Annotated in this window: 22 protein-coding genes; 18 read left to right on the forward strand and 4 right to left on the reverse strand. The window is 68.4% G+C overall.

Going from position 1 to position 22,363, the window contains the following annotated elements:
* Window positions 1-79 precede the first annotated feature (79 nt).
* The 8 genes from argS to prfA all read left to right on the forward strand — a co-directional run bounded on the left by argS (window position 80) and on the right by prfA (window position 11,155).
* Window positions 80-1,765, forward strand: a complete 1,686-nt coding sequence (gene argS / locus ACN6M5_RS00590) for an arginine--tRNA ligase (protein WP_168689034.1) — start codon at window positions 80-82, stop codon at window positions 1,763-1,765.
* A 10-nt stretch (window positions 1,766-1,775) separates the two neighbouring features.
* Window positions 1,776-2,570, forward strand: coding sequence for an LmeA family phospholipid-binding protein (locus ACN6M5_RS00595; protein ID WP_085369395.1), 795 nt, complete (start codon window positions 1,776-1,778; stop codon window positions 2,568-2,570).
* 149 nt (window positions 2,571-2,719) lie between these two features.
* A complete protein-coding gene (lysA, locus tag ACN6M5_RS00600; RefSeq protein ID WP_434948146.1) occupies window positions 2,720-4,147 on the forward strand; it encodes a diaminopimelate decarboxylase in 1,428 nt (475 codons plus the stop codon).
* A complete protein-coding gene (locus ACN6M5_RS00605) occupies window positions 4,144-5,514 on the forward strand; it encodes a homoserine dehydrogenase (protein ID WP_434948147.1) in 1,371 nt (456 codons plus the stop codon). The genes lysA and ACN6M5_RS00605 overlap by 4 nt, the downstream gene beginning before the upstream one ends.
* Window positions 5,514-6,620, forward strand: coding sequence for a threonine synthase (thrC, locus tag ACN6M5_RS00610; protein ID WP_085369392.1), 1,107 nt, complete (start codon window positions 5,514-5,516; stop codon window positions 6,618-6,620). Before ACN6M5_RS00605 ends, thrC begins: the two co-directional genes overlap by 1 nt.
* On the forward strand, window positions 6,617-7,579 hold the full coding sequence (gene thrB, locus ACN6M5_RS00615; RefSeq protein WP_168689038.1) for a homoserine kinase: 963 nt from the start codon (window positions 6,617-6,619) through the stop codon (window positions 7,577-7,579). Before thrC ends, thrB begins: the two co-directional genes overlap by 4 nt.
* 219 nt (window positions 7,580-7,798) lie before the next feature.
* A complete protein-coding gene (rho, locus tag ACN6M5_RS00620) occupies window positions 7,799-9,985 on the forward strand; it encodes a transcription termination factor Rho (RefSeq protein WP_434948148.1) in 2,187 nt (728 codons plus the stop codon).
* Window positions 9,986-10,078: 93 nt separating this feature from the next.
* Window positions 10,079-11,155, forward strand: a complete 1,077-nt coding sequence (gene prfA, locus ACN6M5_RS00625; protein WP_085369389.1) for a peptide chain release factor 1 — start codon at window positions 10,079-10,081, stop codon at window positions 11,153-11,155.
* Between the two features lie 19 nt (window positions 11,156-11,174).
* On the opposite strand, the gene epsC is transcribed toward prfA, so the two are convergent.
* On the reverse strand, window positions 11,175-11,747 hold the full coding sequence (epsC, locus tag ACN6M5_RS00630; protein WP_434948149.1) for a serine O-acetyltransferase EpsC: 573 nt from the start codon (window positions 11,745-11,747) through the stop codon (window positions 11,175-11,177).
* Window positions 11,748-11,751: 4 nt separating this feature from the next.
* Window positions 11,752-12,690, reverse strand: coding sequence for a cysteine synthase A (cysK, locus tag ACN6M5_RS00635; RefSeq protein ID WP_168689041.1), 939 nt, complete (start codon window positions 12,688-12,690; stop codon window positions 11,752-11,754).
* A 112-nt stretch (window positions 12,691-12,802) separates the two neighbouring features.
* On the opposite strand from cysK, the gene prmC reads away from it, so the two are divergent.
* Window positions 12,803-13,681, forward strand: coding sequence for a peptide chain release factor N(5)-glutamine methyltransferase (prmC, locus tag ACN6M5_RS00640; RefSeq protein WP_434948150.1), 879 nt, complete (start codon window positions 12,803-12,805; stop codon window positions 13,679-13,681).
* On the opposite strand, the gene ACN6M5_RS00645 is transcribed toward prmC, so the two are convergent.
* Entirely contained in the window at window positions 13,678-14,622 is a 945-nt protein-coding gene (locus ACN6M5_RS00645; RefSeq protein ID WP_168689043.1) for a TetR/AcrR family transcriptional regulator, read from the reverse strand. The two genes, prmC and ACN6M5_RS00645, sit on opposite strands and share 4 nt — an antisense overlap.
* Window positions 14,623-14,741: 119 nt before the next feature.
* Between ACN6M5_RS00645 and ACN6M5_RS00650 the strand changes: the two genes are divergently transcribed.
* Window positions 14,742-15,665 carry an efflux ABC transporter ATPase subunit, DrrA-related gene (locus ACN6M5_RS00650; RefSeq protein WP_434948151.1) on the forward strand — a complete coding sequence of 308 codons (924 nt, stop codon included), beginning with the start codon at window positions 14,742-14,744 and terminating at the stop codon, window positions 15,663-15,665.
* The gene (locus ACN6M5_RS00655) at window positions 15,662-16,477 is read left to right on the forward strand and encodes an ABC transporter permease (RefSeq protein WP_434948152.1); all 816 of its coding nucleotides are present in this window, start codon (window positions 15,662-15,664) and stop codon (window positions 16,475-16,477) included. Before ACN6M5_RS00650 ends, ACN6M5_RS00655 begins: the two co-directional genes overlap by 4 nt.
* A 35-nt stretch (window positions 16,478-16,512) precedes the next feature.
* Here ACN6M5_RS00655 and ACN6M5_RS00660 read toward each other — a convergent pair whose 3' ends face one another.
* Window positions 16,513-17,148 carry an HAD family hydrolase gene (locus ACN6M5_RS00660; RefSeq protein WP_434948153.1) on the reverse strand — a complete coding sequence of 212 codons (636 nt, stop codon included), beginning with the start codon at window positions 17,146-17,148 and terminating at the stop codon, window positions 16,513-16,515.
* A 63-nt stretch (window positions 17,149-17,211) separates the two neighbouring features.
* Between ACN6M5_RS00660 and ACN6M5_RS00665 the strand changes: the two genes are divergently transcribed.
* The 7 genes from ACN6M5_RS00665 to ACN6M5_RS00695 all read left to right on the forward strand — a co-directional run bounded on the left by ACN6M5_RS00665 (window position 17,212) and on the right by ACN6M5_RS00695 (window position 22,343).
* Window positions 17,212-17,934, forward strand: coding sequence for an L-threonylcarbamoyladenylate synthase (locus ACN6M5_RS00665; protein ID WP_085369410.1), 723 nt, complete (start codon window positions 17,212-17,214; stop codon window positions 17,932-17,934).
* A 3-nt stretch (window positions 17,935-17,937) separates the two neighbouring features.
* Window positions 17,938-19,194: an MraY family glycosyltransferase gene (locus tag ACN6M5_RS00670; RefSeq protein ID WP_434948154.1), complete on the forward strand. Its 1,257-nt coding sequence runs from the start codon at window positions 17,938-17,940 to the stop codon at window positions 19,192-19,194.
* Entirely contained in the window at window positions 19,191-19,709 is a 519-nt protein-coding gene (locus ACN6M5_RS00675; RefSeq protein WP_085369380.1) for a Cg1360 family ATP-synthase-associated protein, read from the forward strand. Before ACN6M5_RS00670 ends, ACN6M5_RS00675 begins: the two co-directional genes overlap by 4 nt.
* Before the next feature lie 172 nt (window positions 19,710-19,881).
* Window positions 19,882-20,679, forward strand: coding sequence for a F0F1 ATP synthase subunit A (gene atpB, locus ACN6M5_RS00680; RefSeq protein ID WP_085369379.1), 798 nt, complete (start codon window positions 19,882-19,884; stop codon window positions 20,677-20,679).
* 51 nt (window positions 20,680-20,730) lie between these two features.
* Window positions 20,731-20,955: an ATP synthase F0 subunit C gene (gene atpE, locus ACN6M5_RS00685; protein WP_055892042.1), complete on the forward strand. Its 225-nt coding sequence runs from the start codon at window positions 20,731-20,733 to the stop codon at window positions 20,953-20,955.
* Between the two features lie 36 nt (window positions 20,956-20,991).
* Window positions 20,992-21,549, forward strand: a complete 558-nt coding sequence (locus tag ACN6M5_RS00690) for a F0F1 ATP synthase subunit B (RefSeq protein ID WP_434948155.1) — start codon at window positions 20,992-20,994, stop codon at window positions 21,547-21,549.
* Window positions 21,549-22,343, forward strand: coding sequence for a F0F1 ATP synthase subunit delta (locus ACN6M5_RS00695; protein WP_085369376.1), 795 nt, complete (start codon window positions 21,549-21,551; stop codon window positions 22,341-22,343). Before ACN6M5_RS00690 ends, ACN6M5_RS00695 begins: the two co-directional genes overlap by 1 nt.
* Window positions 22,344-22,363 lie beyond the last annotated feature (20 nt).

Raw genomic sequence — 22,363 nt, forward strand, 5'->3', positions numbered from 1 at the left:
AGCCGGGCGGAGAGGACCGGCCGTCGCGGGCCGTTCGTTAGGCAATCGATGCAGCGCGTGCCCGGTAGAATCGTTGATCGTGACTCCTGCTGACCTCTCTGCTGCCCTGCTCGACATCGTGACCTCCGTTGTCGAGCGGCGACGCGGGGACGGCGCGGAGGAGGGTGCAGGGGATGCGGTCGTCGTCACGATCGACGACGTCCCCCTCGAGCGCCCCAAGAACCGCGAGCACGGCGACTGGGCGTCCAACGTCGCCATGCGCCTGGCGAAGAAGGTCGGCGCCAACCCGCGGGAGCTGGCCACCGAGATCGCCGAGGCCGCCGCATCCATCGACGGCGTCGCCTCCGCAGAGGTCGCCGGTCCTGGCTTCATCAACTTCCGGCTGGACGCTGCTGCGGCCGGCCAGCTGGCGAAGACCATCGTCGAGGCGGGCGACGACTACGGCAACGGCCACCTCTACGACGGCCTCACGGTCAACCTGGAGTTCGTCTCCGCCAACCCGACCGGCCCCATCCACATGGGCGGCGTGCGCTGGGCGGCCGTCGGCGACAGCCTCGCGCGCATCCTCAAGGCCGAGGGCGCCGACGTCACGCGCGAGTACTACTTCAACGATCACGGCTCGCAGATCGACCGCTTCGCCAGGAGCCTCCTCGCCGCATACCTGGGGGAGCCGACGCCGGAGGACGGCTACGGCGGAGCGTACATCTCCGACATCGCGGCCCAGGTGGTCGAGCGCTACGACGGCGACATCTCCTCCCTGTCGCGCGACGAGCAGCAGGAGGTGTTCCGTTCGGTCGGCACCGAGCTGATGTTCGCCGAGATCAAAGAGAAGCTGCACGGTTTCGGCGTCGACTTCGACGTGTACTTCCACGAGGACTCGCTGCACGAGTCCGGGGCCGTCGAGCGCGCCATCGAGCGACTGCGCGAGCAGGGCCACATCTTCGAGGAGGACGGAGCCGTCTGGCTCCGCACCACCACGTTCGGCGACGACCGCGACCGCGTCGTCATCCGCTCGAACGGAGAGCCGGCGTACATCTCCGGCGACCTCGGCTACTACCTGAACAAGCGCGAGCGCGGCTTCGAGCAGAACCTCATCATGCTCGGCGCCGACCACCACGGCTACGTCGCGCGGCTCCAGGCCGCCGTCGAGGCGTTCGGCGACGTCCCGAACGTCAACCTGCAGATCCTGATCGGCCAGATGGTCAACCTGGTCCGCGACGGTGAGCCCGTCAAGATGTCGAAGCGCGCCGGAACCATCGTCACGCTCGACGACCTGGTGGATGCGGTAGGCGTCGACGCGGGCCGCTACGCCCTGGTGCGCTCGTCCAGCGACTCGCAGCTCGACATCGACCTCGACCTGCTGAGCAAGCGCAGCAACGAGAACCCCGTCTTCTACGTGCAGTACGCCCACGCCCGCACCCGGTCCGTCGCCGCCAACGCAGCGGCCGCCGGTGTCGACCGCAGCGCGTTCGCGCCGGAACTGCTCACGCACGAGAGCGAGTCCGCTCTGCTCGGCGGGCTGCAGGAGTTCCCGCGGATCGTCGCGCAGGCGGCCGAACTGCGCGAGCCGCACAGGGTCGCCCGCTACATCGAGGAGCTCGCGGGTCTCTACCACACCTGGTACGCAGCGACCCGCGTCATCCCGCTCGGCGACGAGCCCGTCACCGACCTGCACCGCACCCGCCTGTGGCTGAACGACGCCACCGGCCAGGTCATCCGGAACGGTCTCGGGCTCCTCGGGGTCTCCGCTCCGGACAGAATGTGAGCATCCGCCGATGACTGACACGCAGGCGACAGAGGTGATCGTGGAGACGGCCAGGCCGCCGAAGCGGAGGCGTACGCTGCGGCTGGTGCTGTGGATCGTCATCCCGATCGTCGTGCTCGTCGGGCTGTTCTTCGTCGCGGACGCCATCGTGCGCCAGGTGGCGCAGCAGCGCATCTCGGCCGAGGTGGAGAAGAGCCTCCCCGCCGAGGTGAAGGGCGACGTGTCGACCAGCATCGGCGGCGTCTCCGTGCTGCAGCAGTATCTGAGCGGCCGGTTCGAGAAGGTTGTCCTGGACGCGCCGGCGCTGAGTGTCAACGGCTCGCCCATCCACGCCAAGGTCACGGCCACCGGCGTGCCCGCCGACTTCTCCAAGCCGGTGCAGAGCATCGACGGTGCGCTGACCATCTCGCAGTCGTCGCTGAACAAGCTGGTCACGGTCCCCGGCGTCGACGGCGATCTCGCCCTCGGAAAGGGCACCATCAGCTACGACGGCACCGCGTCCCTCCTCGGCCTGCCGATCGGCTACCAGGTCACCGTCTCCCCGGAGGCGGCAGGCAAGACGGTCAACCTGCTCCCGGTGGATGCGAAGGTCACCACGGGCGCGGCCGACACGGCCCTCGACCTCTCCACCCTCGTCAAAGCGCTGACCAACCGCGGCCCCATCCCCGTCTGCGTCGCCCAGTACCTCCCGGACGGCGTGCTGGTGAACGACATCGCGATCAGCAAGGGCATGGCCACGGTCACCCTGAACGCGCAGGACTTCGTGGTGAACGAGAAGTCGCTGAAGAGCAAGGGCAGTTGCTGACGGGCAACGCACCCCGGTCCGTAACACGGGCGAATCCCCAGCCCGGCCCCCGATAGACTTCCGGTACTTCTCCACCGGCTTCAGGGACCAATCCGGGTCCGCTCGCCTCCGAGAGATCCCCACTCGATTCATTCCGTGAGGTTTTCCCAGTGGCCTTTGACACGCACGCGGCAGCCAATCCGCTCGCCCCCGAATGGCTCGCCGTTCCTGGCGACGCCAACGCCCTCCATCCCGGCCTCTGGTCGCGCACGGTGGAACGACGGGACGGCGAGCTCGTCGTCGGCGGTGTGAGCGCCGCCGAACTCGCCGCCCGCTACGGCACCCCCGTCTACATCGTCGACGAAGTGGATGCGCGGGAGCGCGCCACCGAGGTGCGCTCCGCCCTGGTCGGCGCTTTCGAGCGCGTCGGGGCCTCCGCGAAGGTCTACTACGCGGGCAAGGCGTTCCTGAGCATCGAGGTCGCGCGCTGGATGAGCGAGGCCGGCCTCAACATCGACGTCTGCAGCGGTGGGGAGCTCGCCGTCGCCGTCGCTGCGGGCGTCGCCCCGGAGCGTCTGGGCTTCCACGGGAACAACAAGTCCCTCGCCGAGATCGACAGGGCCGTCTCGCTCGGCATCGGCGCCATCATCATCGACAGCGTGCAGGAGCTCGAGCGCGTCGCAGAGGCCGCCGTCAGGCACGGTCGCGTCCAGTCGGTGCGGCTGCGCGTCAACAGCGGGGTGCACGCGCACACGCACGCGTTCCTCGCGACCGCCCACGAGGATCAGAAGTTCGGGATCGGGCTGGCGGCCGCCGCGGACGCCGTCGCGCGCATCCGGAGCCACGCGTCGCTGAACTTCCTCGGCCTGCACTGTCACATCGGCTCGCAGATCTTCGGGGCGGACGGCTTCGCGGAGTCCGCCGCCCGGCTGCTCGCCGTGCACACCGAGCTTCTGGCCGATGGCCCGGTTCCCGAGCTGAACCTCGGCGGCGGTTTCGGCATCGCGTACACGTCCGCCGACGACCCGACGCCGATCGAGGAGCTGGCGGAGACCATCGCGCAGACGGTCGCCGCCGGCTGCGCCGAGCTGGGCATCCCTCTTCCCGTGGTAGCGTTCGAGCCCGGCCGGGCGATCATCGGACGGGCGGGGCTCACGCTCTACACCGCCGGCACGACCAAGGATGTGCCCGTGGCGTTCCAGGACGACGGGGAGACCGCGATCCGCCGGTACGTGAGCGTCGACGGCGGCATGAGCGACAACGCGCGGCTCGCGCTCTACGGGGCCGAATACTCCGTGCGCATCGCCGGACGGCAGTCCGTCGCGCCCCCCGAGCTGGTGCGCATCGCCGGCAAGCACTGCGAGAGCGGAGACATCGTCGTCGACGCCGACTACCTTCCCGGTGATGTCGCCCCCGGCGACCTGCTCGCCGTCCCTGCGACCGGCGCATACTGCTGGTCGCTCGCGAGCAACTACAACCACGTGGGCAGGCCGGCCGTGATCGCCGTCCGCGACGGCGCATCCCGCGTCATCGTGCGCGGAGAGACCGAGCACGACCTGCTGATGCGCGACGCTGCGTACGAAGGAGCCGACGCATGATCGAGTACCGCAACCTCCGGGTCGCCCTCCTGGGCGCAGGCTCCGTCGGATCGCAGGTGGCACGGCTGCTACTGGAACAGGGAGACGAGTTCGCCTCCCGGGTCGGCGCGAAGCTCGAACTGGTCGGCATCGCCGTCCGCGACCTGGATGCGCAGCGCGACGTCGACCTGCCGCGCGAGCTGTTCACCACCGACGCTGCCTCGCTGATCCTCGGCGCGGACATCGTGGTCGAACTGATGGGCGGCGTCGAGCCCGCCCGTGGCTACGTGCTGCAGGCCATCAACTCCGGCGCGGACGTGATCACCGCCAACAAGGCGCTGCTGGCCACGCACGGTCCCGAGCTGTTCGAGGCGGCGGAGCAGGTCGGCGCCCAGCTCTACTACGAGGCGGCCGTCGCCGGAGCCATCCCGATCATCCGGCCGCTGCGCGACAGCCTCGCCGGCGACAGGGTCAACCGCATCCTCGGCATCGTGAACGGCACGACCAACTTCATCCTCGACCGCATGGATGTGAACGGCGAGTCCCTGCAGGACGCCCTCGCCACCGCCACCGACCGGGGTTACGCCGAGGCGGACCCGACGGCCGACATCGGCGGATACGATGCGGCGCAGAAGGCCGCGATCCTCGCGAGCCTCGCCTTCCACACCACGGTGCCGCTCGAATCCGTCTACCGCGAGGGCATCACCTCGGTCACCACGGCGCAGGTCGACGCGGCCAGGGAGGCGGGGTCCGTCATCAAGCTGCTCGCGATCTGCGAGCGCCTCACCGACCCGGAGACCGGCCAGGAGGGCGTGTCCGCGCGGGTGTATCCCGCGCTGATCAGCCGCGACCATCCGCTGGCCGCCGTGCACGGTGCACACAACGCGGTGTTCGTGCAGTCCGCCGCCGCCGGCGACCTCATGTTCTACGGTGCGGGCGCCGGGGGAGTGGAGACGGCGTCCGCCGTGCTCGGCGACCTCGTCTCTGCGGCCAGGCGGCACGTCGTCGGCGGCCCGGGCGTCGCGGAGTCGACGCACGCGCAGCTCCCTGTGCTCGACATCGGCCGCGTCGTCACCCGCTACCAGATCACTCTGGATGTGGCGGACCAGCCCGGCGTGCTGGCCGCGGTCGCGCGCATCCTGAGCGATGGCGGTGTGAGTGTGGAGACGGTGCAGCAGTCCGTGCCGAGCACCACGGGGCCGGTCACCATCCCCGGCGCCGTCATCGCGGGTAACGCTGCGGTTCACGGCAACGGCGCGCCCACCGCTACCCTGGTTATCGGCACCCACGAGGCCGAGGAGGCCGCACTCGCGGCCACCGTTGAGGCTCTCGCGGCGAGCGACGCCGTGACAGCCATCTCATCCGTACTCCGAGTCGAAGGATCGTAATGCCCGAGAAAGCGAATAGTCGTCAGTGGCGGGGCGTCCTGCGTGAATACGCGGACCGCCTGAACATCAGCGATGCCACTCCGATCGTGACGCTCGGCGAAGGCGGCACGCCGCTGCTGCCCGCTCCTGCGCTCTCCGCGCGCACGGGTGCGAACGTGTTCGTCAAGTTCGAGGGCATGAACCCCACCGGTTCCTTCAAGGACCGCGGCATGACGATGGCCATCTCGAAGGCCGTCGAGCACGGCGCGAAGGCCGTCATCTGCGCATCCACCGGCAACACCTCCGCGTCGGCCGCGGCGTACGCGACGCACGCGGGCATCCAGGCCGTCGTGCTGGTGCCGGAGGGCAAGATCGCGATGGGCAAGCTCAGCCAGGCCATCGCGCACAACGCGCAGCTGCTGCAGGTGCAGGGCAACTTCGACGACTGTCTCGACATCGCCCGCGAACTCGCGACCAACTACCCGGTCCACCTCGTCAACTCGGTCAACCCCGACCGCATCGAGGGCCAGAAGACGGCAGCGTTCGAGGTCGTCGAGGTGCTCGGCGACGCCCCGGACTTCCACATCGTCCCCGTCGGCAACGCGGGCAACTACACGGCGTACCACCGCGGATACACCGAGGAGCTGCAGCGCGGAGAGGCCACCAAGCTGCCCAGGATGTTCGGCTTCCAGGCAGCAGGCAGCGCCCCGATCGTGCTCGGCCAGCCCGTCAAGGACCCGGACACCATCGCCACGGCCATCCGCATCGGCAACCCGGCGTCGTGGGAGCTCGCGCTCAACGCGCGCGACGACAGCGACGGCTACTTCGGCGCGATCTCGGACGAGCACATCCTCGAAGCGCAGCGCATCCTGTCCGCCGAGGTCGGCATCTTCGTCGAGCCGGCCTCCGCGATCAGCGTCGCCGGCCTGCTGGAGCGCTCGGCCGCCGGGGTCATCCCCGCCGGCGCGACCGTCGTCCTCACCGTCACCGGCCACGGCCTGAAGGACCCGCAGTGGGCCCTCCGCACCGCTGACGGCTCCGACGTCCAGCCCACCGTCGTCCCCGTCGACACCACCGCCATCGCCGACGTGCTCGGTCTGGTGGCGAGCGAAAAGGCCACCGCGTGACCTCGCAGGCCGCCGACCTGAGCGGCCGCGCCGTCACCGTCAAGGTTCCGGCGACGAGCGCCAACCTCGGCCCGGGCTTCGACACCCTCGGTCTCGCCCTCGCGCTCTACGACGAACTGCAGGTGTCGGTCCGCGACGAGCCCGGCGCGACCGTCGAGGTCATCGGCGTCGGAGCCGGCGAGGTGCCCACCGACGAGACCAACCTCGTGGTCCGGGCCATCGCGCACACCTTCGAGTCCGTCGGCATCCCGATGCCCGGGCTGCAGCTCGTCGCCCGCAACAACATCCCGCACGGCAGGGGACTCGGTTCCTCCGGTGCCGCCATCGTCTCCGGCATCATGGCGGCGAAGGGGCTGCTCGACGGCATCGTCGACATCGACGCCCAGGGCCTCCTCGCGCTCGCCAACGACATGGAGGGCCACCCGGACAACGTGGCCCCCGCGCTCTTCGGAGGACTCACCATCGCGTGGGTCACCCCCGAGGGCCCGCGGTTCAAGAAGCTGATCGTGCACCGCGGCGTCTCTCCGCTCGTGCTCGTGCCGCAGCACGTCATGTCGACGGCGCTCGCCCGCAGTCTGCAGCCGCAGTCCGTGCCCCACGAGGATGCGGTCTTCAACGTCTCGCGGTCCGCGCTGCTCGTCGCGGCCCTCATCCAGAGTCCAGAGCTGCTGCACGCGGCAACGGAGGACAAGCTCCACCAGAGCTATCGCGCCTCCGCCATGCCGGAGACCGACCGGCTGATCACGCTGCTGCGGGAGAACGGCTTCGCCGCTGTCGTCTCGGGAGCAGGCCCGTCGATCCTGGTGCTCTGCAGCGACCCGAGCCAGCGGCTCGCCGCCGCCGAGCTGGTGGCCGCGCAGTCGGAGACGCCTTGGCAGGCGCTCATGCTCGCGGTCGACTTCAAGGGCGCAACGGTCTCGCAGCTCGCCGCGAAAGCGCTGGACACGCCGGTCGCGTAGCGTCAAGAGCAGTCCCGCATCAGTGGTAAACTGTGCGTGCACCCGCAGAAACCTCTCCATGAGCGAATCTGATCTTCGGGTGATTTCTAGCAATCATGCCGTCACTCCTACCTGTGCACCCGAGTACCTTTCGGTGACACCCCAGAACCGGTAGTTCATGTGACGAGTGCTCCAGAACGACGGCGAGAATCGCGCGTCGGGGGAAAGGAATCCTCTTCAGTGACTGATGTCGAACTCCACGCCGGGGGCGTGGACACCAGCGACCTGACCTCCCTCAAGGTGGCAGAGCTTCAGGCTCTCGCCGCCCAGTTGGGACTTCAGGGAGCAACCAAGCTTCGCAAGGGCGAACTCGTGACGGCCATCGCCGCCGCGCGTGCGGAGGCCGCGGGTTCCGCGACCCCCGCAGCCGAAGCACCCGCTGCCGCACCGGCAGCGGAGAACGCCCGTGCAGCATCCCAGGTCCTCATCGAGCCGCTCATCGCAGAGCCGGCATCGGAGGAGCCGCACGTCGGAGAGCCCGTGCTGCCTGACGCAGCCACCGCTCCTGCCGAGCAGGCGCCCCGCCGCCGCGGCTCGCGCCGCGTGTCGAGCGCAGACGGCACCGGGATTGCAGCAGCGACCCACGTGAACACCGGCGCGACCGGCGTCGACTCGCTCATCCCGGATGTGGATGCGCTGCTCGACTCCGCGCTCGCCAACCGCGAGTCCGCCGCCCAGCAGGCCGGCGCCGACGGCGACAAGCAGTCGGAGCAGGGCCAGGGTCAGGGCCGAAACCGCCGCCGCGGTCGCGGACGGGACGCCGACCAGAACGCCCAGCAGGACCAGGGCGAGAAGGCCGACAACGGCGCAGAATCGCAGGATGCGGGCGACGCGCAGGCTCAGGGCGACGCCCAGGGCGACGGCGACCAGCAGCCCCGTCAGGGCCGCAACCGCAACAGGAACCGCAACAAGAACGGCCAGGGCCAGAACGGCCAGCAGGGCGGAGACGCCCAGCAGGCGCAGAACCAGCAGGGCGGCCAGCAGGCCGACCGCGACAGGGACCGCGACGACCAGAAGCAGGGCGGCCAGAACGGCCAGCAGAACCGCAACGGTCAGCAGAACCGCAACGGCGGCCAGGACACCCAGGCGGACGGCGACCGCGCAGGCCGCAGCCGCTACCGCGACCGCAAGCGCCGTGGAAGCACCGGAGCAGACGAGCTCGAGCCCGAGATCAGCGATGACGACGTGCTCATCCCCGTCGCGGGCATCCTGGATGTGCTCGACAACTACGCGTTCGTCCGCACCTCCGGCTACCTGCCGGGTGCCAGCGACGTCTACGTCTCCCTCGGCCAGGTCAAGAAGTACAACCTGCGCAAGGGCGACGCCGTTGTCGGAGCGATCCGCCAGCCGCGCGAGGGTGAGAACAACACCCGCCAGAAGTACAACGCCATCGTCAAGGTCGACTCGATCAACGGCCAGACCATCGACGAGGCGGCAGGCCGCGTCGAGTTCGGCAAGCTGACCCCGCTCTACCCGCAGGAGCGCCTGCGCCTCGAGACGGAGCCCGGCAAGCTGACGCAGCGCATCATCGACCTGGTCGCCCCGATCGGCAAGGGCCAGCGCGGCCTCATCGTCGCGCCTCCGAAGGCCGGCAAGACGATCGTCATGCAGCAGATCGCCAACGCCATCACCACGAACAACCCTGAGGTGCACCTCATGGTCGTCCTGGTCGACGAGCGTCCGGAAGAGGTCACCGACATGCAGCGCACGGTGAAGGGTGAGGTCATCGCCTCCACCTTCGACCGTCCGGCAGAAGACCACACCACGGTCGCCGAGCTCGCCATCGAGCGTGCGAAGCGTCTGGTGGAGCTCGGCCACGACGTCGTCGTGCTGCTCGACTCGATCACCCGCCTGGGCCGCGCGTACAACCTGGCTGCCCCCGCATCCGGTCGCATCCTCTCCGGTGGTGTCGACGCCTCCGCGCTGTACCCGCCGAAGCGCTTCTTCGGCGCCGCCCGCAACATCGAGCACGGCGGATCGCTCACGATCCTCGCCTCTGCGCTCGTCGAGACCGGTTCCAAGATGGACGAGGTCATCTTCGAGGAGTTCAAGGGCACCGGCAACATGGAGCTCCGCCTGTCCCGCCAGCTGGCGGACAAGCGCATCTTCCCCGCTGTCGATGTCAACGCATCCGGCACCCGCCGCGAAGAGATGCTGATGGGCGCGGACGAGGTCAAGATCACCTGGAAGCTGCGTCGTGCCCTCGCCGGCCTCGACCAGCAGCAGGCGCTCGAGATCGTGCTCGGCCGTCTCAAGGAGACCTCGAGCAACGTCGAGTTCCTGATGCAGGTCCAGAAGTCGATGCCCGCGCCGGCCAACGGCCACGGCACCGCGCACTCGCACGGCCACGAGAACGACCACCGCTAGCTGAGAAGTGCCCGCCGACCCCGCAGAACCGCGGAGTCGACGGGCACTTTTCCGTTCCCGGACACGCTCGTACCCACTCAGAAAGAAGACGCAATGTTCGAATCGGTGAACAGCCTGATCGCCGAGCACGACGACCTGCAGGAGCAGCTCGCCGACCCGGAGCTGCACAGCGATCCCGTGCGGTCCAAGAAGGTCAACCGGCGCTATGCGGAACTCAGCCGCATCGTCGCCGCGTACCACCAGTGGAAGCAGCTGGAGGACGACCTCGCGGCGGCGAAGGAGCTGGCAGCGGAGGACGAGGCGTTCGCCGAGGAGGTGCCTGGGCTCGAAGCGAGCCTGGAGGAGTCCGGCGAGAAGCTGCGCAGGCTGCTGATCCCGCGCGACCCCAACGACAGCCGTGACGTCATCATGGAGATCAAGATGGGCGAGGGCGGGGCGGAGTCCGCGCTGTTCGCCGCCGACCTGCTCCGGATGTACCTGCACTACGCGGAGTCGAAGAAGTGGAAGACCGAGATCCTGGAGCAGACCTCGAGCGACCTCGGCGGCATCAAAGACGTCCAGCTCGCGATCAAGGGCTCGTCCAGCGACCCGGCGGAGGGCGTCTGGGCGCACCTGAAGTACGAGGGCGGGGTGCACCGCGTGCAGCGGGTCCCGGCGACCGAGTCGCAGGGACGCATCCACACGTCGGCGGCGGGCGTGCTCGTCTTCCCCGAGGTGGATGAGCCGGAAGAGGTCGAGATCAACCAGAACGACCTGAAGATCGACGTCTACCGGTCGAGCGGCCCCGGCGGCCAGTCGGTCAACACGACGGACTCCGCCGTGCGCATCACGCACCTCCCGACCGGCATCGTCGTGGCGATGCAGAACGAGAAGAGCCAGCTGCAGAACCGCGAGGCCGGGATGCGCGTGCTGCGCGCCCGTGTGCTCGCGCGTCAGCAGGAGGAACTGGATGCGGAGGCCGCCGCCGTGCGCAAGAGCCAGATCCGCACGATGGACCGTTCAGAGCGCATCCGCACGTACAACTTCCCGGAGAACCGGATCGCCGACCACCGCACCGGCTACAAGGCGTACAACCTCGACGCCGTCATGAACGGTGCCCTGGAGCCGGTCATCGACTCCTGCATCCAGGCCGACGAGGAGTCCCGCCTGGCCGACCTCGCCACCGACTAACCCTCTCCCGACCCGGCCGTCAGATGTAGATGGCCGGGTCGAGGAAGTCGTCGCCGGGGATCTGCTCGTGGCCGGTGCGCGGGCGAGCGCGGGCCGGGACGCCGGTGAGGACGGACCCCGAGGGGGAGTCGTGGATGACGACGGCGTTCGCGCCGATCACGGTGTGCGACCCGATCGAGATCGCGCCGAGCACTTTCGCCCCTGCGCCGACGATCACGCCGTCGCCGATCGTCGGGTGCCGCTTGCCGTGACCGCTGCCCTTCCCGCCCAGGGTGACGCCGTGGTACAGCATCACGTCGTCGCCGACGAAGGTGGTCTCGCCGATCACCACGCCCATCCCGTGGTCGATGAAGAAGCGCCGTCCGATCGTGGCGCCCGGGTGGATCTCGATGCCGGTCAGGAACCGGGTGAACTGCGACAGGAACCGCGCAGGCATCTTCAGCCCTGACCGCCACAGCCGGTGGGCGAGGCGGTAGGACCAGATCGCGTGCAGGCCGGAGTACGCCGTGAAGACCTCGAAACCGCTGCGCGCTGCAGGATCGTGTGTGCGCGCGTTCGCGATGTCCTCACGGATGCGGGAGATGAACGCCAATGGATCAGTCCAGCAGGTCGGCCCAGAGCGGGGTCGAGATGTAGCGCTCACCGGTGTCGCACACCACGGCGACGATGGTCTTGCCCGCGTTCTCCGGCCGCTTCGCGAGCTGCAGGGCAGCCCAGACGATCGCTCCGGACGAGATCCCGGCGAGGATGCCCTCCTCGCTGGCGAGCTTCTTCGCGATGTCGAGAGCGTCGTCGAACGACACGTCGACGACCTCGTCGTAGATCGTGGTGTCCAGGATCTCCGGCACGAAGTTCGCGCCGATGCCCTGGATCTTGTGCGGCCCTGGCTTGCCGCCGTTCAGGATGGGGGAGTCGATCGGCTCAACGGCGACCACCTGCACGCCGGGCTTCCGCTCCTTCAGCACCTGGCCGACACCGGTGATGGTGCCTCCGGTGCCGACGCCGGCGACGAAGATGTCGACACCGCCGTCGGTGTCCTCCCAGATCTCCTCCGCGGTCGTCGCGCGGTGGATGGCGGGGTTGGCCTCGTTCGCGAACTGCTGCGCCCAGATGGCGTTCTCGGTGTTCGCGACGATCTCCTTGGCCTTCTCGACCGCTCCGCGCATCCCGTCCGGTCCCGGCGTGAGCACGATCTCCGCGCCGAACGCGCGCAGCAGCACGCGGCGTTCCTTGCTCATCGTCTCCGGCATGGTCAGGATCACCTTGTATCCGCGGGCGGCGCCGACCATCGCGAGCGCGATGCCGGTGTTGCCGCTCGTGCCCTCGACGACGGTGCCGCCCGGACGCAGCGCTCCCGCTTTCTCCGCCGCGTCGATGATCGCGACGCCGATGCGGTCTTTGACACTGCCGGCCGGGTTGTAGAACTCCAGCTTGCCGAGCACCGTCGCGCCGACGCCTTCGGCGATGCGATTGAGCTTGACGAGCGGGGTCCTTCCGACCGCCTCGGTGATGTTCTCGTAGACGTGACCAGTCATGGCTCTTCCTCGTTGACGCGGGTGGACGGTGTGAAAGCCTTACAACTCTATTCCCGTCGCGGCGGGTAACCGTCTGTGTGACTCCTGGGGTGTGCCGTAGGCTCGACGGGCGATGTCATCCGAAGCCAGCTCCCCTCCGTCCGTCCGCTCCGTCAGAGACGAGGTCGCAGCGCTCCTCGCGCGCGCGGGCGTCCCCGACCCGGAGGTCGACGCAGACCTGCTCGTCGGCCATGTGCTCGGCGAGGGGCGCGGGCGCGTGCAGGCGCTCATCCACCTGGATGCGACAGTCCAGGATGCGGACGTGTCGCGCATCAGAGAACTCGCAGAACGCCGCGCCACCCGCGAGCCGTTGCAGCACATCACCGGCACCGCCCCGTTCCGCTCTCTGGAGCTGGCCGTCGGGCCCGGCGTGTTCGTCCCGCGGCCGGAGACCGAGCAGGTGGTGCAGTTCGCGATCGACGCGCTGCGCTCCGTGCCGAGCGCAGAGCCGATCGGCGTCGACCTCGGCACAGGGAGCGGGGCGATCGCGCTGGCGATGGCGACGGAGGTGCCGCACGCGCGCATCCATGCTGTCGAGAACTCGCCGGAGGCGTTCATCTGGGCCAGGCGCAACGTGGAGGAGTCCGGCGTCACGAACGCCAGGGTCGTGTTCGTGGACCTGGCCGACGCGCTGCCCGAACTCGACGGCACGGTCGACGTCGTCATCTCGAACCCGCCGTACATCCCGGCCGAGGCGATCCCGCGCGACCCGGAGGTGCGGCTCTACGACCCGCCCGCTGCCCTCTACGGCGGTCAGGACGGCCTCGACGTCGTCCGGACGATCTCGCGCGTCGCCCAGCGGCTGCTGCACGAGGGCGGAACGCTCGTCCTGGAGCACGGCGAGCTGCAGGGAGCCGAGATCCGGGAGCTGCTCACCGCGGACGGGTGGCGTGCCGCCGCGACGCACCGCGATCTGACGACGCGCGACCGCACGACGACCGCGATTCGCTAGCCCTTCTGCCGCGCGCGGCGCTCCTCCTCCTTCGCCAGCCGCTCGCGCACCTTCGCGATCACCTCGCGCTCCCGCTTCCGCGCCTCCCGCAGCTGCGACTCCGCCTCCCTGCGGGCCTTCGCCGCCTCGCGGATCGCCTTGTCGTTCGGCACGGGCTCCGGCCGGGGCTCGTAGGCCGTGACCGGCTCGCCGCTGCGCCGGGACGACACGTAGTGCTCGATGCCGTCCAGGATGCGTTCCAGCCCGAACGCGAAGTCGTCCTGGTCGTCGTCGCCTTCTGCGTCCGAGTACGTGCCGGAGAGCACAAGCGGCGACAGGTATGGGAAGCGCTCAGGGGTGACGAGCTCGGCCAGCGCCGCGGTGAACGCCTCGCCGCGCTGCGGAGGGCCGTCCAGCTGCCGGGAGCGGGTCACATCCCGTTCGACCACCGCGGTCGCGCGCGCGTACGAGCTGAGCAGCAGGGCCGTCGACATCTTCTCCGGCTCGGTGAGCGGCAGGTCTTTCATCACCCGCAGTCCCCAGTCGAGCACCGCGAGGTTGTTCGGCATCAGCGGCATCCCCGCGATCGGGATGTCGGGGAACCAGGGGTGCGCCTGAATCACCTGGATGCTGGCCATCGCCCAGAGGCGCAGCCCGCTCCGCCAGTCGGTGTCCTCCTCCTCGGAGGGGATCGGCACGGCGCAGACCGCATCCTGCATCAGGGCGAGCACGTCGTCCTTGCTGGTGACGTAGCGATAGAGGGACATCGTGGTGAAGCCGAGCGCCGTCGCGATCTTGCTCATCGAGACCGCAGCGAGGCCTTCGTCGTCGGCGAGCTGGATCGCCGCGTCGACGATCCGCTCGATGCTGAGCTCGCGTTTCGGCCCGCGCTGCGGGCGCTCTGCGACTCCCCAGCTGAGCGCTACGGCTCGGGGGAGTGCTTCTTCGACGGCATCGGCCATGTCGCGCCCTTTCGGTTGTTGACACCCATCCTAGAACTGTGTATACCTTAAACAAAACAGCGTGCACCATAAACAGTTTGCGTCGTACTCAGAAGAGTGGATGCAGAAAGGAACCGATCATGACAGCTCAAGCGATCCAGATCGCCGGCCTCCGGAAGTCCTTCGGCGACCAGCGTGTGCTGGCCGGCATCGACCTCAGCGTCGCGGCGGGAAGCGTGTTCGCGCTGCTCGGGCCGAACGGCGCAGGCAAGACGACGCTGATCAACATCCTGTCCACCCTGGTGGCTCCGGATGCGGGCAAGGCCACCGTCTGCGGCCACGACGTCGTGCACGACAGGGAGGGCGTCAAGCGCTCGATCAGCCTCACCGGCCAGTCCGCCGCCGTCGACGACGTGCTCACCGGCGAGGAGAACCTGCGCATGATGGCGAGACTCTCCGGATACACCGCAGCAGGAGCGCGGACGCGGACGGCGGAGCTCATCGAGCGCTTCGACCTCGGCGACGCGGCCCGCAAGCGCGTCAAGGCGTACTCCGGCGGGATGCGCAGGCGTCTCGACCTCGCCATCAGCCTGGTCGCGACCCCGCCGGTCATCTTCCTCGACGAGCCGACCACCGGACTTGACACCCGCAGCAGGCAGACGCTGTGGGCGATGATCCTCGACCTCGCGGCGCAGGGCATCACCATCCTCCTCACCACGCAGTACCTGGAGGAGGCCGACCAGCTCGCCGACCGCATCGCCGTGATCGACCACGGCGTCGTCGTCGCGGAGGGCACGGCCGCCGAGCTCAAGGCGCGCGTCGGGGGAGAGGTCGTCGAGCTGAGGGACGCCGACGACGAGATCGTCCGCGAGCTCCCCACCGACGGCACCGTCCACGGACTCCGCGCCGCCATCGATCAGCTGGATGCGCACCTCCTGCCCGGCGGCAGCGTCAGCATCCGCAAGCCCAGCATGGACGACGTGTTCCTCGCGCTCACGTCGAGCCCCGCGTCACCAGCATCCACCGCATCCCGTGCAGCAGAAGAAATGGAGGTCACCCGATGACCGTCGCACTGGACACCCGCCAGACCGCAGCCCCCGCCGCCGTCGACCGTACCGTCTCCCGCCTCACGAGCACCGTCGTGTTCGTCGGCCGCAGCCTCCGCCACACCGTGCGCAACGTCGAAGCGCTCACGATGGCGATCCTGCTCCCGATCATGCTCATGCTGCTCTTCACCTACGTGTTCGGCGGCGCGATCGACGGAGGAGGGGACTACGTGAACTACGTCGTCCCCGGCATCATCCTGCTCTGCGCGGGCTTCGGCTCGTCGAGCACCGCGGTCGACGTGGCCGACGACATGACGAACGGCATCGTCGACCGGTTCCGCACCATGCCGCTGCACGCCAACGGGGTCATCACCGGCCACGTGGTGGCGAGCCTCGTGCGCAACCTGCTGGCCACCGGCGTCGTGATCGGCGTGGCCCTCGCGGTCGGTTTCCGGCCGACGGCGAACGCGGCGCAGTGGCTCGGCGCCATCGCGGTGATCGCCCTGTTCATCCTCGCGATCACCTGGCTGTACGCAGCGATCGGGCTGGCGGCGAAGAACCCGACGGCCGCGAACGGCTACGGCTTCGCCCTGCTGTTCCTGCCGTACCTGTCGAGCGCGTTCGTGCCGACGGACACGATGCCGACCTGGCTGCAGTGGATCGCCGAGAACCAGCCGATCACACCCATCATCGAGACGATCCGCAGCCTCCTCTTCGGCACGGACGCCGGCACCCGCCCGCTCTGGGCGATCGGCTGGTGCCTCGCGATCATCGTCGGCGCCTACCTCTGGGCGGCCATCCAGTTCCGTCGCAAGGCCGGCCGCCGCTGACCCCGCTGTCGCCCACCCCGCCCGTGGCCGGAAGGCTACGGGCGGGGACGGGTGGAGAAGGAGTGGATGGCGGCGCGGAGGCCGTCGGTGTCGAAGGTGCCGTCGGCCAGCTTGGTGAAGTGGAAGGCGTGCATCCCGGCCTCGCGGGCGCCCTCGACGTTGGCGAGGGAGTCGTCGAACAGGATCGCGTCTGCCGGGTCGACGCCGAACCGGCCGAGAGCCCTGGTGAAGATGCGCCGCTCCGGTTTGCGGGCGCCAAGCACGGCGGAGACGAGGTCGTTGCCCTGCAGCACGTCGACGATCTCGGGGGTCAGCACCGGCAGCGAGTCCTTGAACGGGATCGGGTTGTTGGACAGCAGCGAGACCGTGCCGAGCGTCGCCGCCTCGTGCAGGGCGTCGATCGAGCCCTGGATCGGTGTCATGGCCGCCTTCCTGGCCTGCTGCCACTGCTCCAGCGTGAGGCGGGCGCCCGTCACGTCGGCGAACGCATCCAGGTATTCGGCGCTCGTGGAATACTCGCCGATCTCCGCCGCGCGCTCGAACCCTCCCGCCCACCAGCTGGAGGCCAGGCGGTACTGGCTCACACCGCCGAGCTGCGCCAGCGCGGGCAGGCGCTTGTGGAAGTCGTAGTCGTAGAGGGTCTTGTCGCAATCGAAGAAGTAGACATCCATCAGGACAAGTATCGACCTTCCAGCAGGGAACGCCCTGATCGCTCATCTATCATGGTGGGCGACATGTCTCCCATCTACGACTGCTCCGTCGACTCCGAACTCCTCACCGGCATGCGGCTCGCACGCGCCGCCATCGGGCGGGGCGAACTCGTCGTGATACCGACGGACACGGTCTACGGGGTCGCGGCGGACGCCTTCAACCCCGCCGCCGTGCAGCGCCTCCTGGATGCGAAGGGTCGCGGCCGTCAGTCGCCTCCCCCCGTGCTCATCCCCGGCATCCCGACCCTCGCCGCCCTGGCAGAAGAGGTCCCGCAGGCCGTGACCGACCTCGTCCAGGAGTTCTGGCCGGGCGGGCTGACCGTCGTGCTTCCCGCGCAGCCGTCGCTGGTCTGGGACCTGGGGGAGACCCGCGGAACGGTCGCCCTGCGCATGCCGAGCGACACCATCGCCCTCGAACTCCTCTCCGAGACCGGCCCGCTCGCGGTCTCCTCCGCCAACCTCACCGGCCGCCCCGCCGCCCGCACCGCCGCGGAAGCAGAGGCCATGCTCACCGACTCCGTCTCCGTGTACCTCGACGGGGGAGAGGCGGGCGCCGGGTACGACCGCGTCGACGGCAAGGACAGCTCGTCCACCATCGTCGACGCGACCGCGCTGGCCGCAGGAACGGGAAAGCTCCGCATCCTGCGTCACGGGGTGATCTCGGCGGAGCAGATCCGTGCCGTCGTCGGCGACCAGCTCGCGGACGACAGCGTGGTGGAGCCCACCGATTCCTCCCCGGGCGCCTGAGCCGTGACCCTCCTCCTCGCCCTCGCGCTGATCTCGGCCGTCATCACCTTCGGGATGTCGCTCGTCGTCTACAAGCTGAGCCTCAAGTACCGGCTGTACCCGAAGATCCGGGAACGGGATGTGCACACCAGGCCGACTCCGCGGCTCGGCGGCATCGCGATGTTCCTCGGCATCCTGGTCGCGTTCGGCGTCGCCTGGCTGCTGTCCAGCCAGTTCGGCGTGCTGACGCTGATCTTCTCCGACTCCGGGCCGATCATCGCCATCCTGGGCGCCTCGCTGCTGATCGTGGTCATCGGCGTCGCCGACGACATCTGGGACCTCGACTGGATGACCAAGCTGGCCGGGCAGTTCGTGGCGGCCGGGCTCGTGGCCTGGCTGGGCGTGCAGATCTACTCGCTGCCGATTGGCGGCCTGACCGTCGGATCGCCGGTGATGAGCATCATCATCACGCTGTTCGCCATCGTGCTCGTGATGAACGCCATCAACTTCATCGACGGCCTGGACGGTCTCGTGGCGGGCGTGGCGCTCATCGCCAACGGCTCGTTCCTCGTCTACACCTATCTGCTGCAGCGCGAGATCAGCCCGCAGAACTACTTCAGCCTCGCCGGCGTCATCGCGGCCATCCTGGTCGGAGCGTGCGCCGGGTTCCTGCCGCTCAACTGGCATCCGGCCAAGATGTTCATGGGAGACGCGGGAGCGCTCCTGATCGGGCTGCTCATGGCCACCTCGGCCATCTCGGTCACCGGCACGATCAACCCGGAGGCGCTGCAGACCCTCGGCAAGTCGTCTCTGGTCCCCGCCTTCATCCCGATCATTCTGCCGTTCGCCGTGCTGATCGTGCCGCTCCTCGACTTCGGACTCGCCGTCATCCGGCGGCTGCGGGCGGGGAAGTCGCCGTTCAGCGCCGACCGCAAGCACCTGCACCACCGGCTCCTCGACATGGGGCACACCCACCTGCACGCCGTGCTGATCTTCTACGGCTGGACCGCCGTGTTGTCGATCGGCTGCCTGCTGTTCTTCTTCGACCCGTACTGGATGGCGATCGTGTTCATCGCCGTCGGCCTGGTGGTGTGCGCGGCGTTCACGCTCGCCCCGCTGAGCCGCAGGAAGGCCAACGAGGCCGCGGCGGAGCTCGCCCCTGCTGGAACGGACGAGGCGGACGCGACCGCCCGCTACGACCAGCTGGACGCTGCGAGCGAGAACGCCCCCACCACCGCGCCCACCCCGGCGACCACCCCCCTCAGCAAGGAGAGACAATGACCGACCACGACGGCGGAACCCCCGCCGACGGCCGGCCCGACGAACCCGCCGCACCGCAGCAGGCGGCGCCCGCCCAGCCATCGTCGACCCCCATCCTCAAGGACGTGCTGAAGTACGGCCTCATCCTCGCGCTGGTCATCGCCGTCGTCGGCGCGATCCTCGGCGGCGTCTTCGCCGGATGGATCGGCGTGACCAGCGCTCTCATCGGCACCCTGATGGCCGTGGTGTTCCTCAGCATCACCGCTCTGAGCATCCTGATCGCCAACAAATTCGTCGGCACCGATCTGTTCGTCGGCCTGTTCTTCGGCATCGTACTCGGCGGCTGGCTGCTGAAATTCGTGCTGTTCCTCGTGCTCGCCTTCGTGCTCAGGGACCAGCCGTGGATCAACCCGATCGTGCTCTTCCTGAGCCTGATCGCGGGGGTCATCGGGTCGCTCGTCGTCGACATGATCGTCGTCTTCCGGTCCCGCGTGCCATACGCCAGCGACGTCACGCTGCCCGGTGAGAAGCGCTGACCCGTGTCCGATTCGTTACCCTGCGAAAACTCTTGTAGAGTTGTGGTGATTCCCCACCCGCATAGCGCCTCAGGCTTCAATCGGCGCATGATCCCGGGTGTCCAAATGTTCGTCGCTGCGAGAGCTTTGGCTCGACGCCCCGAAACAGGAGATAGCGCTGTTAGCTAACGCTGTGAACCTGCTGGTCCAGACCGCAAGCTCCGATGATGGTAGCTTCCACGGTCCGTCGATCGATGAGTTCTTCCCGCCCGCAATCTTTTCCATCGGTGGCTTCGAGGTCAACCGGATCATGGTCATCCGCTTCATCGCGGTCCTGGCCATCGTCCTGATCTTCTGGCTCGGCACCCGTCGCATGAAGGTCGTCCCCGGACGCTTCCAGTCGATCGTGGAGATGGGGCTCGACTTCGTTCGGGTCAACATCGCAGAGGACCTCCTCGGCAAGAAGGACGGTCGTCGCTTCCTGCCGATCCTCACCACGATCTTCTTCATGGTGCTGTTCATGAACCTGACGGGCATCATCCCCGGCCTGAACATCGCAGGCACCTCGGTGATCGGTGTCCCGCTGGTGCTCGCCATCGTCGCGTACATCTCGTTCATCTACGCAGGCATCAAGGCGAGCCCGGGCAACTTCTTCAAGAACTCGCTGTTCCCGCCCGGTGTGCCGAAGGCGCTCTACATCATCGTGACGCCGATCGAGTTCATCTCGACCTTCATCCTTCGCCCGATCACGCTGACGCTCCGACTTCTGATGAACATGGTCGTCGGCCACCTGCTGCTGGTGCTGTTCTTCAGCGCGACGGCGTTCTTCCTCTTCACCGCCGGAAGCTGGTGGTCGCTCTTCGGAATCGGCACCTTCGCGTTCGGCTTCGCATTCACCCTGTTCGAAATCCTGGTCGCAGTCCTCCAGGCCTACGTCTTCGCGCTGCTCACGGCTGTCTACATTCAGCTCGCAGTCGCCGAGGAACACTAATAACGTTCCGCGCACTCGCACGGAACGCCATCACGGAAGGAAACACATAACGTGGACATCGCTGCTATCTCCGGCAACATTGCCACCGTTGGATACGGTCTCGCGGCCATCGGCCCGGCCATCGGCGTCGGCATCGTCGTCGGCAAGACCATCGAGGGCGTCGCTCGCCAGCCCGAGCTCGCCGGCCGTCTCCAGGTTCTGATGTACATCGGTATCGCGTTCACCGAGGCGCTCGCGTTCATCGGTATCGCCACCTACTTCATCTTCACCTCCTAGGCAGCCCTCTTTATCTCTCTTCAGTAAGGAGGAACGATGCTCTACGGTTTGGTTCACGCCGCCGCGGAGGCCGAGCAGCGCAATCCGCTCATCCCCGAGTGGTATGACATCGTCGGTTCATTCATCTGCTTCGTCATCATCCTGTTCTTCTTCTGGAAGCTCGTGCTTCCGCGGATGAAGAAGCTCCTGGATGAGCGCGCAGAGGCGATCGAAGGCAACATCGCGAAGGCCGACGAGGCTCAGCACAAGGCGGAGGCACTCCTCGAGGAGTACACCGCCCAGCTCGCCGACGCCCGCGCAGAAGCGGCCAAGATCCGTGAGCAGGCTCGCACCGACGGACAGAAGATCGTCGCAGAGGCGAAGGACAACGCGACGGTCGAGGCCGCCCGCGTCACCTCCAACGCCCAGGCGCAGATCGAGGCAGAGCGCCAGTCCGCCGTCGTCGCTCTCCGCAGCGAAGTCGGCTCGCTCGCCATCGACCTGGCATCGGGTGTCATCGGTGAGGCTCTCAACGACGACAAGAAGTCGCAGGCGATCGTCGACCGCTTCCTGGCCGACCTCGACGCCAGCGAAAAGGCAGGGTCGAACAAGTAATGGGAAGCGCCTCCAGAGAAGCACTGGCCAGGTCCGTGTCGGCTCTCGCCGCTCAGGGCTCCAAGGCCGATCTGGCGACGGCCGAAGACCTGTTCGCCGCAGGACGGGTCGTCGCAGACTCCGCCCAGCTCCGAGCGGTCGTCAGCGATCCCTCGGCCGACTCGGCGGGCAAGACCGCGCTCGTGCAGCGCGTCTTCGGCTCGCTCTCGGCGCCGGCCGTCGAGCTGCTGGGTGTCGTTGCGTCCGAGCGCTGGTCGAGCCAGGACGACGTCCTGGCCGCGATCGAAGAGCTCGGTGTCCGGTCGATCGCCCAGTCGGCGCCGAAAGACGTCGACATCGCCGCAGAGCTGTTCGCCTTCGGAGGCGCCGTGACCTCCAACGCGCAGCTCGAACTCGCACTGCGCAGCAAGCTCGCAGACCCGGCATCCAAGAGCGCGCTCGTCGAGCGCCTGCTCGACGGAAAGGCCTCCGTGCAGACGGTCGCCATCGTGCGCCAGCTGGTGCTGCAGCCTCGCGGCCGCAGCATCCGCGAGGGTCTGCGCGAAGCAGCCCGCGTCGTCGCGGCCCAATCGGGACTCACCGTTGCGACGGTGTTCACCGCGAAGCCGCTCCCCGCCGCGCAGGCCGAGCGCCTGCAGGCGGGCCTCGCAGCGAAGTACGGACAGAAACTCAAGATCAACCAGGTCGTCGACCCCACCGTCCTCGGTGGACTGCGTGTGCAGATCGGCGACGACGTGATCGACGGCAGCATCGCCTCGCGCATCACCGATTTACGACTTCAGCTGGCGGGCTGACCGCCCCAAGATAGGGAACA

Origin of the sequence: Leifsonia araucanica (assembly GCF_051161895.1) — a bacterium.
Lineage (GTDB): Bacteria > Actinomycetota > Actinomycetes > Actinomycetales > Microbacteriaceae > Leifsonia.

What these genes read in the sequence shown, in the direction of transcription:
- ACN6M5_RS00595 (WP_085369395.1), top strand. Translation starts at nt 1,776, where the DNA reads ATGACTGACACGCAGGCGACAGAGGTGATCGTGGAGACGGCCAGGCCG.
- ACN6M5_RS00605 (WP_434948147.1), top strand. Translation starts at nt 4,144, where the DNA reads ATGATCGAGTACCGCAACCTCCGGGTCGCCCTCCTGGGCGCAGGCTCC.
- thrC (WP_085369392.1), top strand. Translation starts at nt 5,514, where the DNA reads ATGCCCGAGAAAGCGAATAGTCGTCAGTGGCGGGGCGTCCTGCGTGAA.
- prfA (WP_085369389.1), top strand. Translation starts at nt 10,079, where the DNA reads ATGTTCGAATCGGTGAACAGCCTGATCGCCGAGCACGACGACCTGCAG.
- cysK (WP_168689041.1), bottom strand. Translation starts at nt 12,690, where the DNA reads ATGACTGGTCACGTCTACGAGAACATCACCGAGGCGGTCGGAAGGACC.
- prmC (WP_434948150.1), top strand. Translation starts at nt 12,803, where the DNA reads ATGTCATCCGAAGCCAGCTCCCCTCCGTCCGTCCGCTCCGTCAGAGAC.
- ACN6M5_RS00645 (WP_168689043.1), bottom strand. Translation starts at nt 14,622, where the DNA reads ATGGCCGATGCCGTCGAAGAAGCACTCCCCCGAGCCGTAGCGCTCAGC.
- ACN6M5_RS00650 (WP_434948151.1), top strand. Translation starts at nt 14,742, where the DNA reads ATGACAGCTCAAGCGATCCAGATCGCCGGCCTCCGGAAGTCCTTCGGC.
- ACN6M5_RS00655 (WP_434948152.1), top strand. Translation starts at nt 15,662, where the DNA reads ATGACCGTCGCACTGGACACCCGCCAGACCGCAGCCCCCGCCGCCGTC.
- ACN6M5_RS00660 (WP_434948153.1), bottom strand. Translation starts at nt 17,148, where the DNA reads ATGGATGTCTACTTCTTCGATTGCGACAAGACCCTCTACGACTACGAC.
- ACN6M5_RS00665 (WP_085369410.1), top strand. Translation starts at nt 17,212, where the DNA reads ATGTCTCCCATCTACGACTGCTCCGTCGACTCCGAACTCCTCACCGGC.
- ACN6M5_RS00675 (WP_085369380.1), top strand. Translation starts at nt 19,191, where the DNA reads ATGACCGACCACGACGGCGGAACCCCCGCCGACGGCCGGCCCGACGAA.
- ACN6M5_RS00690 (WP_434948155.1), top strand. Translation starts at nt 20,992, where the DNA reads ATGCTCTACGGTTTGGTTCACGCCGCCGCGGAGGCCGAGCAGCGCAAT.
- ACN6M5_RS00695 (WP_085369376.1), top strand. Translation starts at nt 21,549, where the DNA reads ATGGGAAGCGCCTCCAGAGAAGCACTGGCCAGGTCCGTGTCGGCTCTC.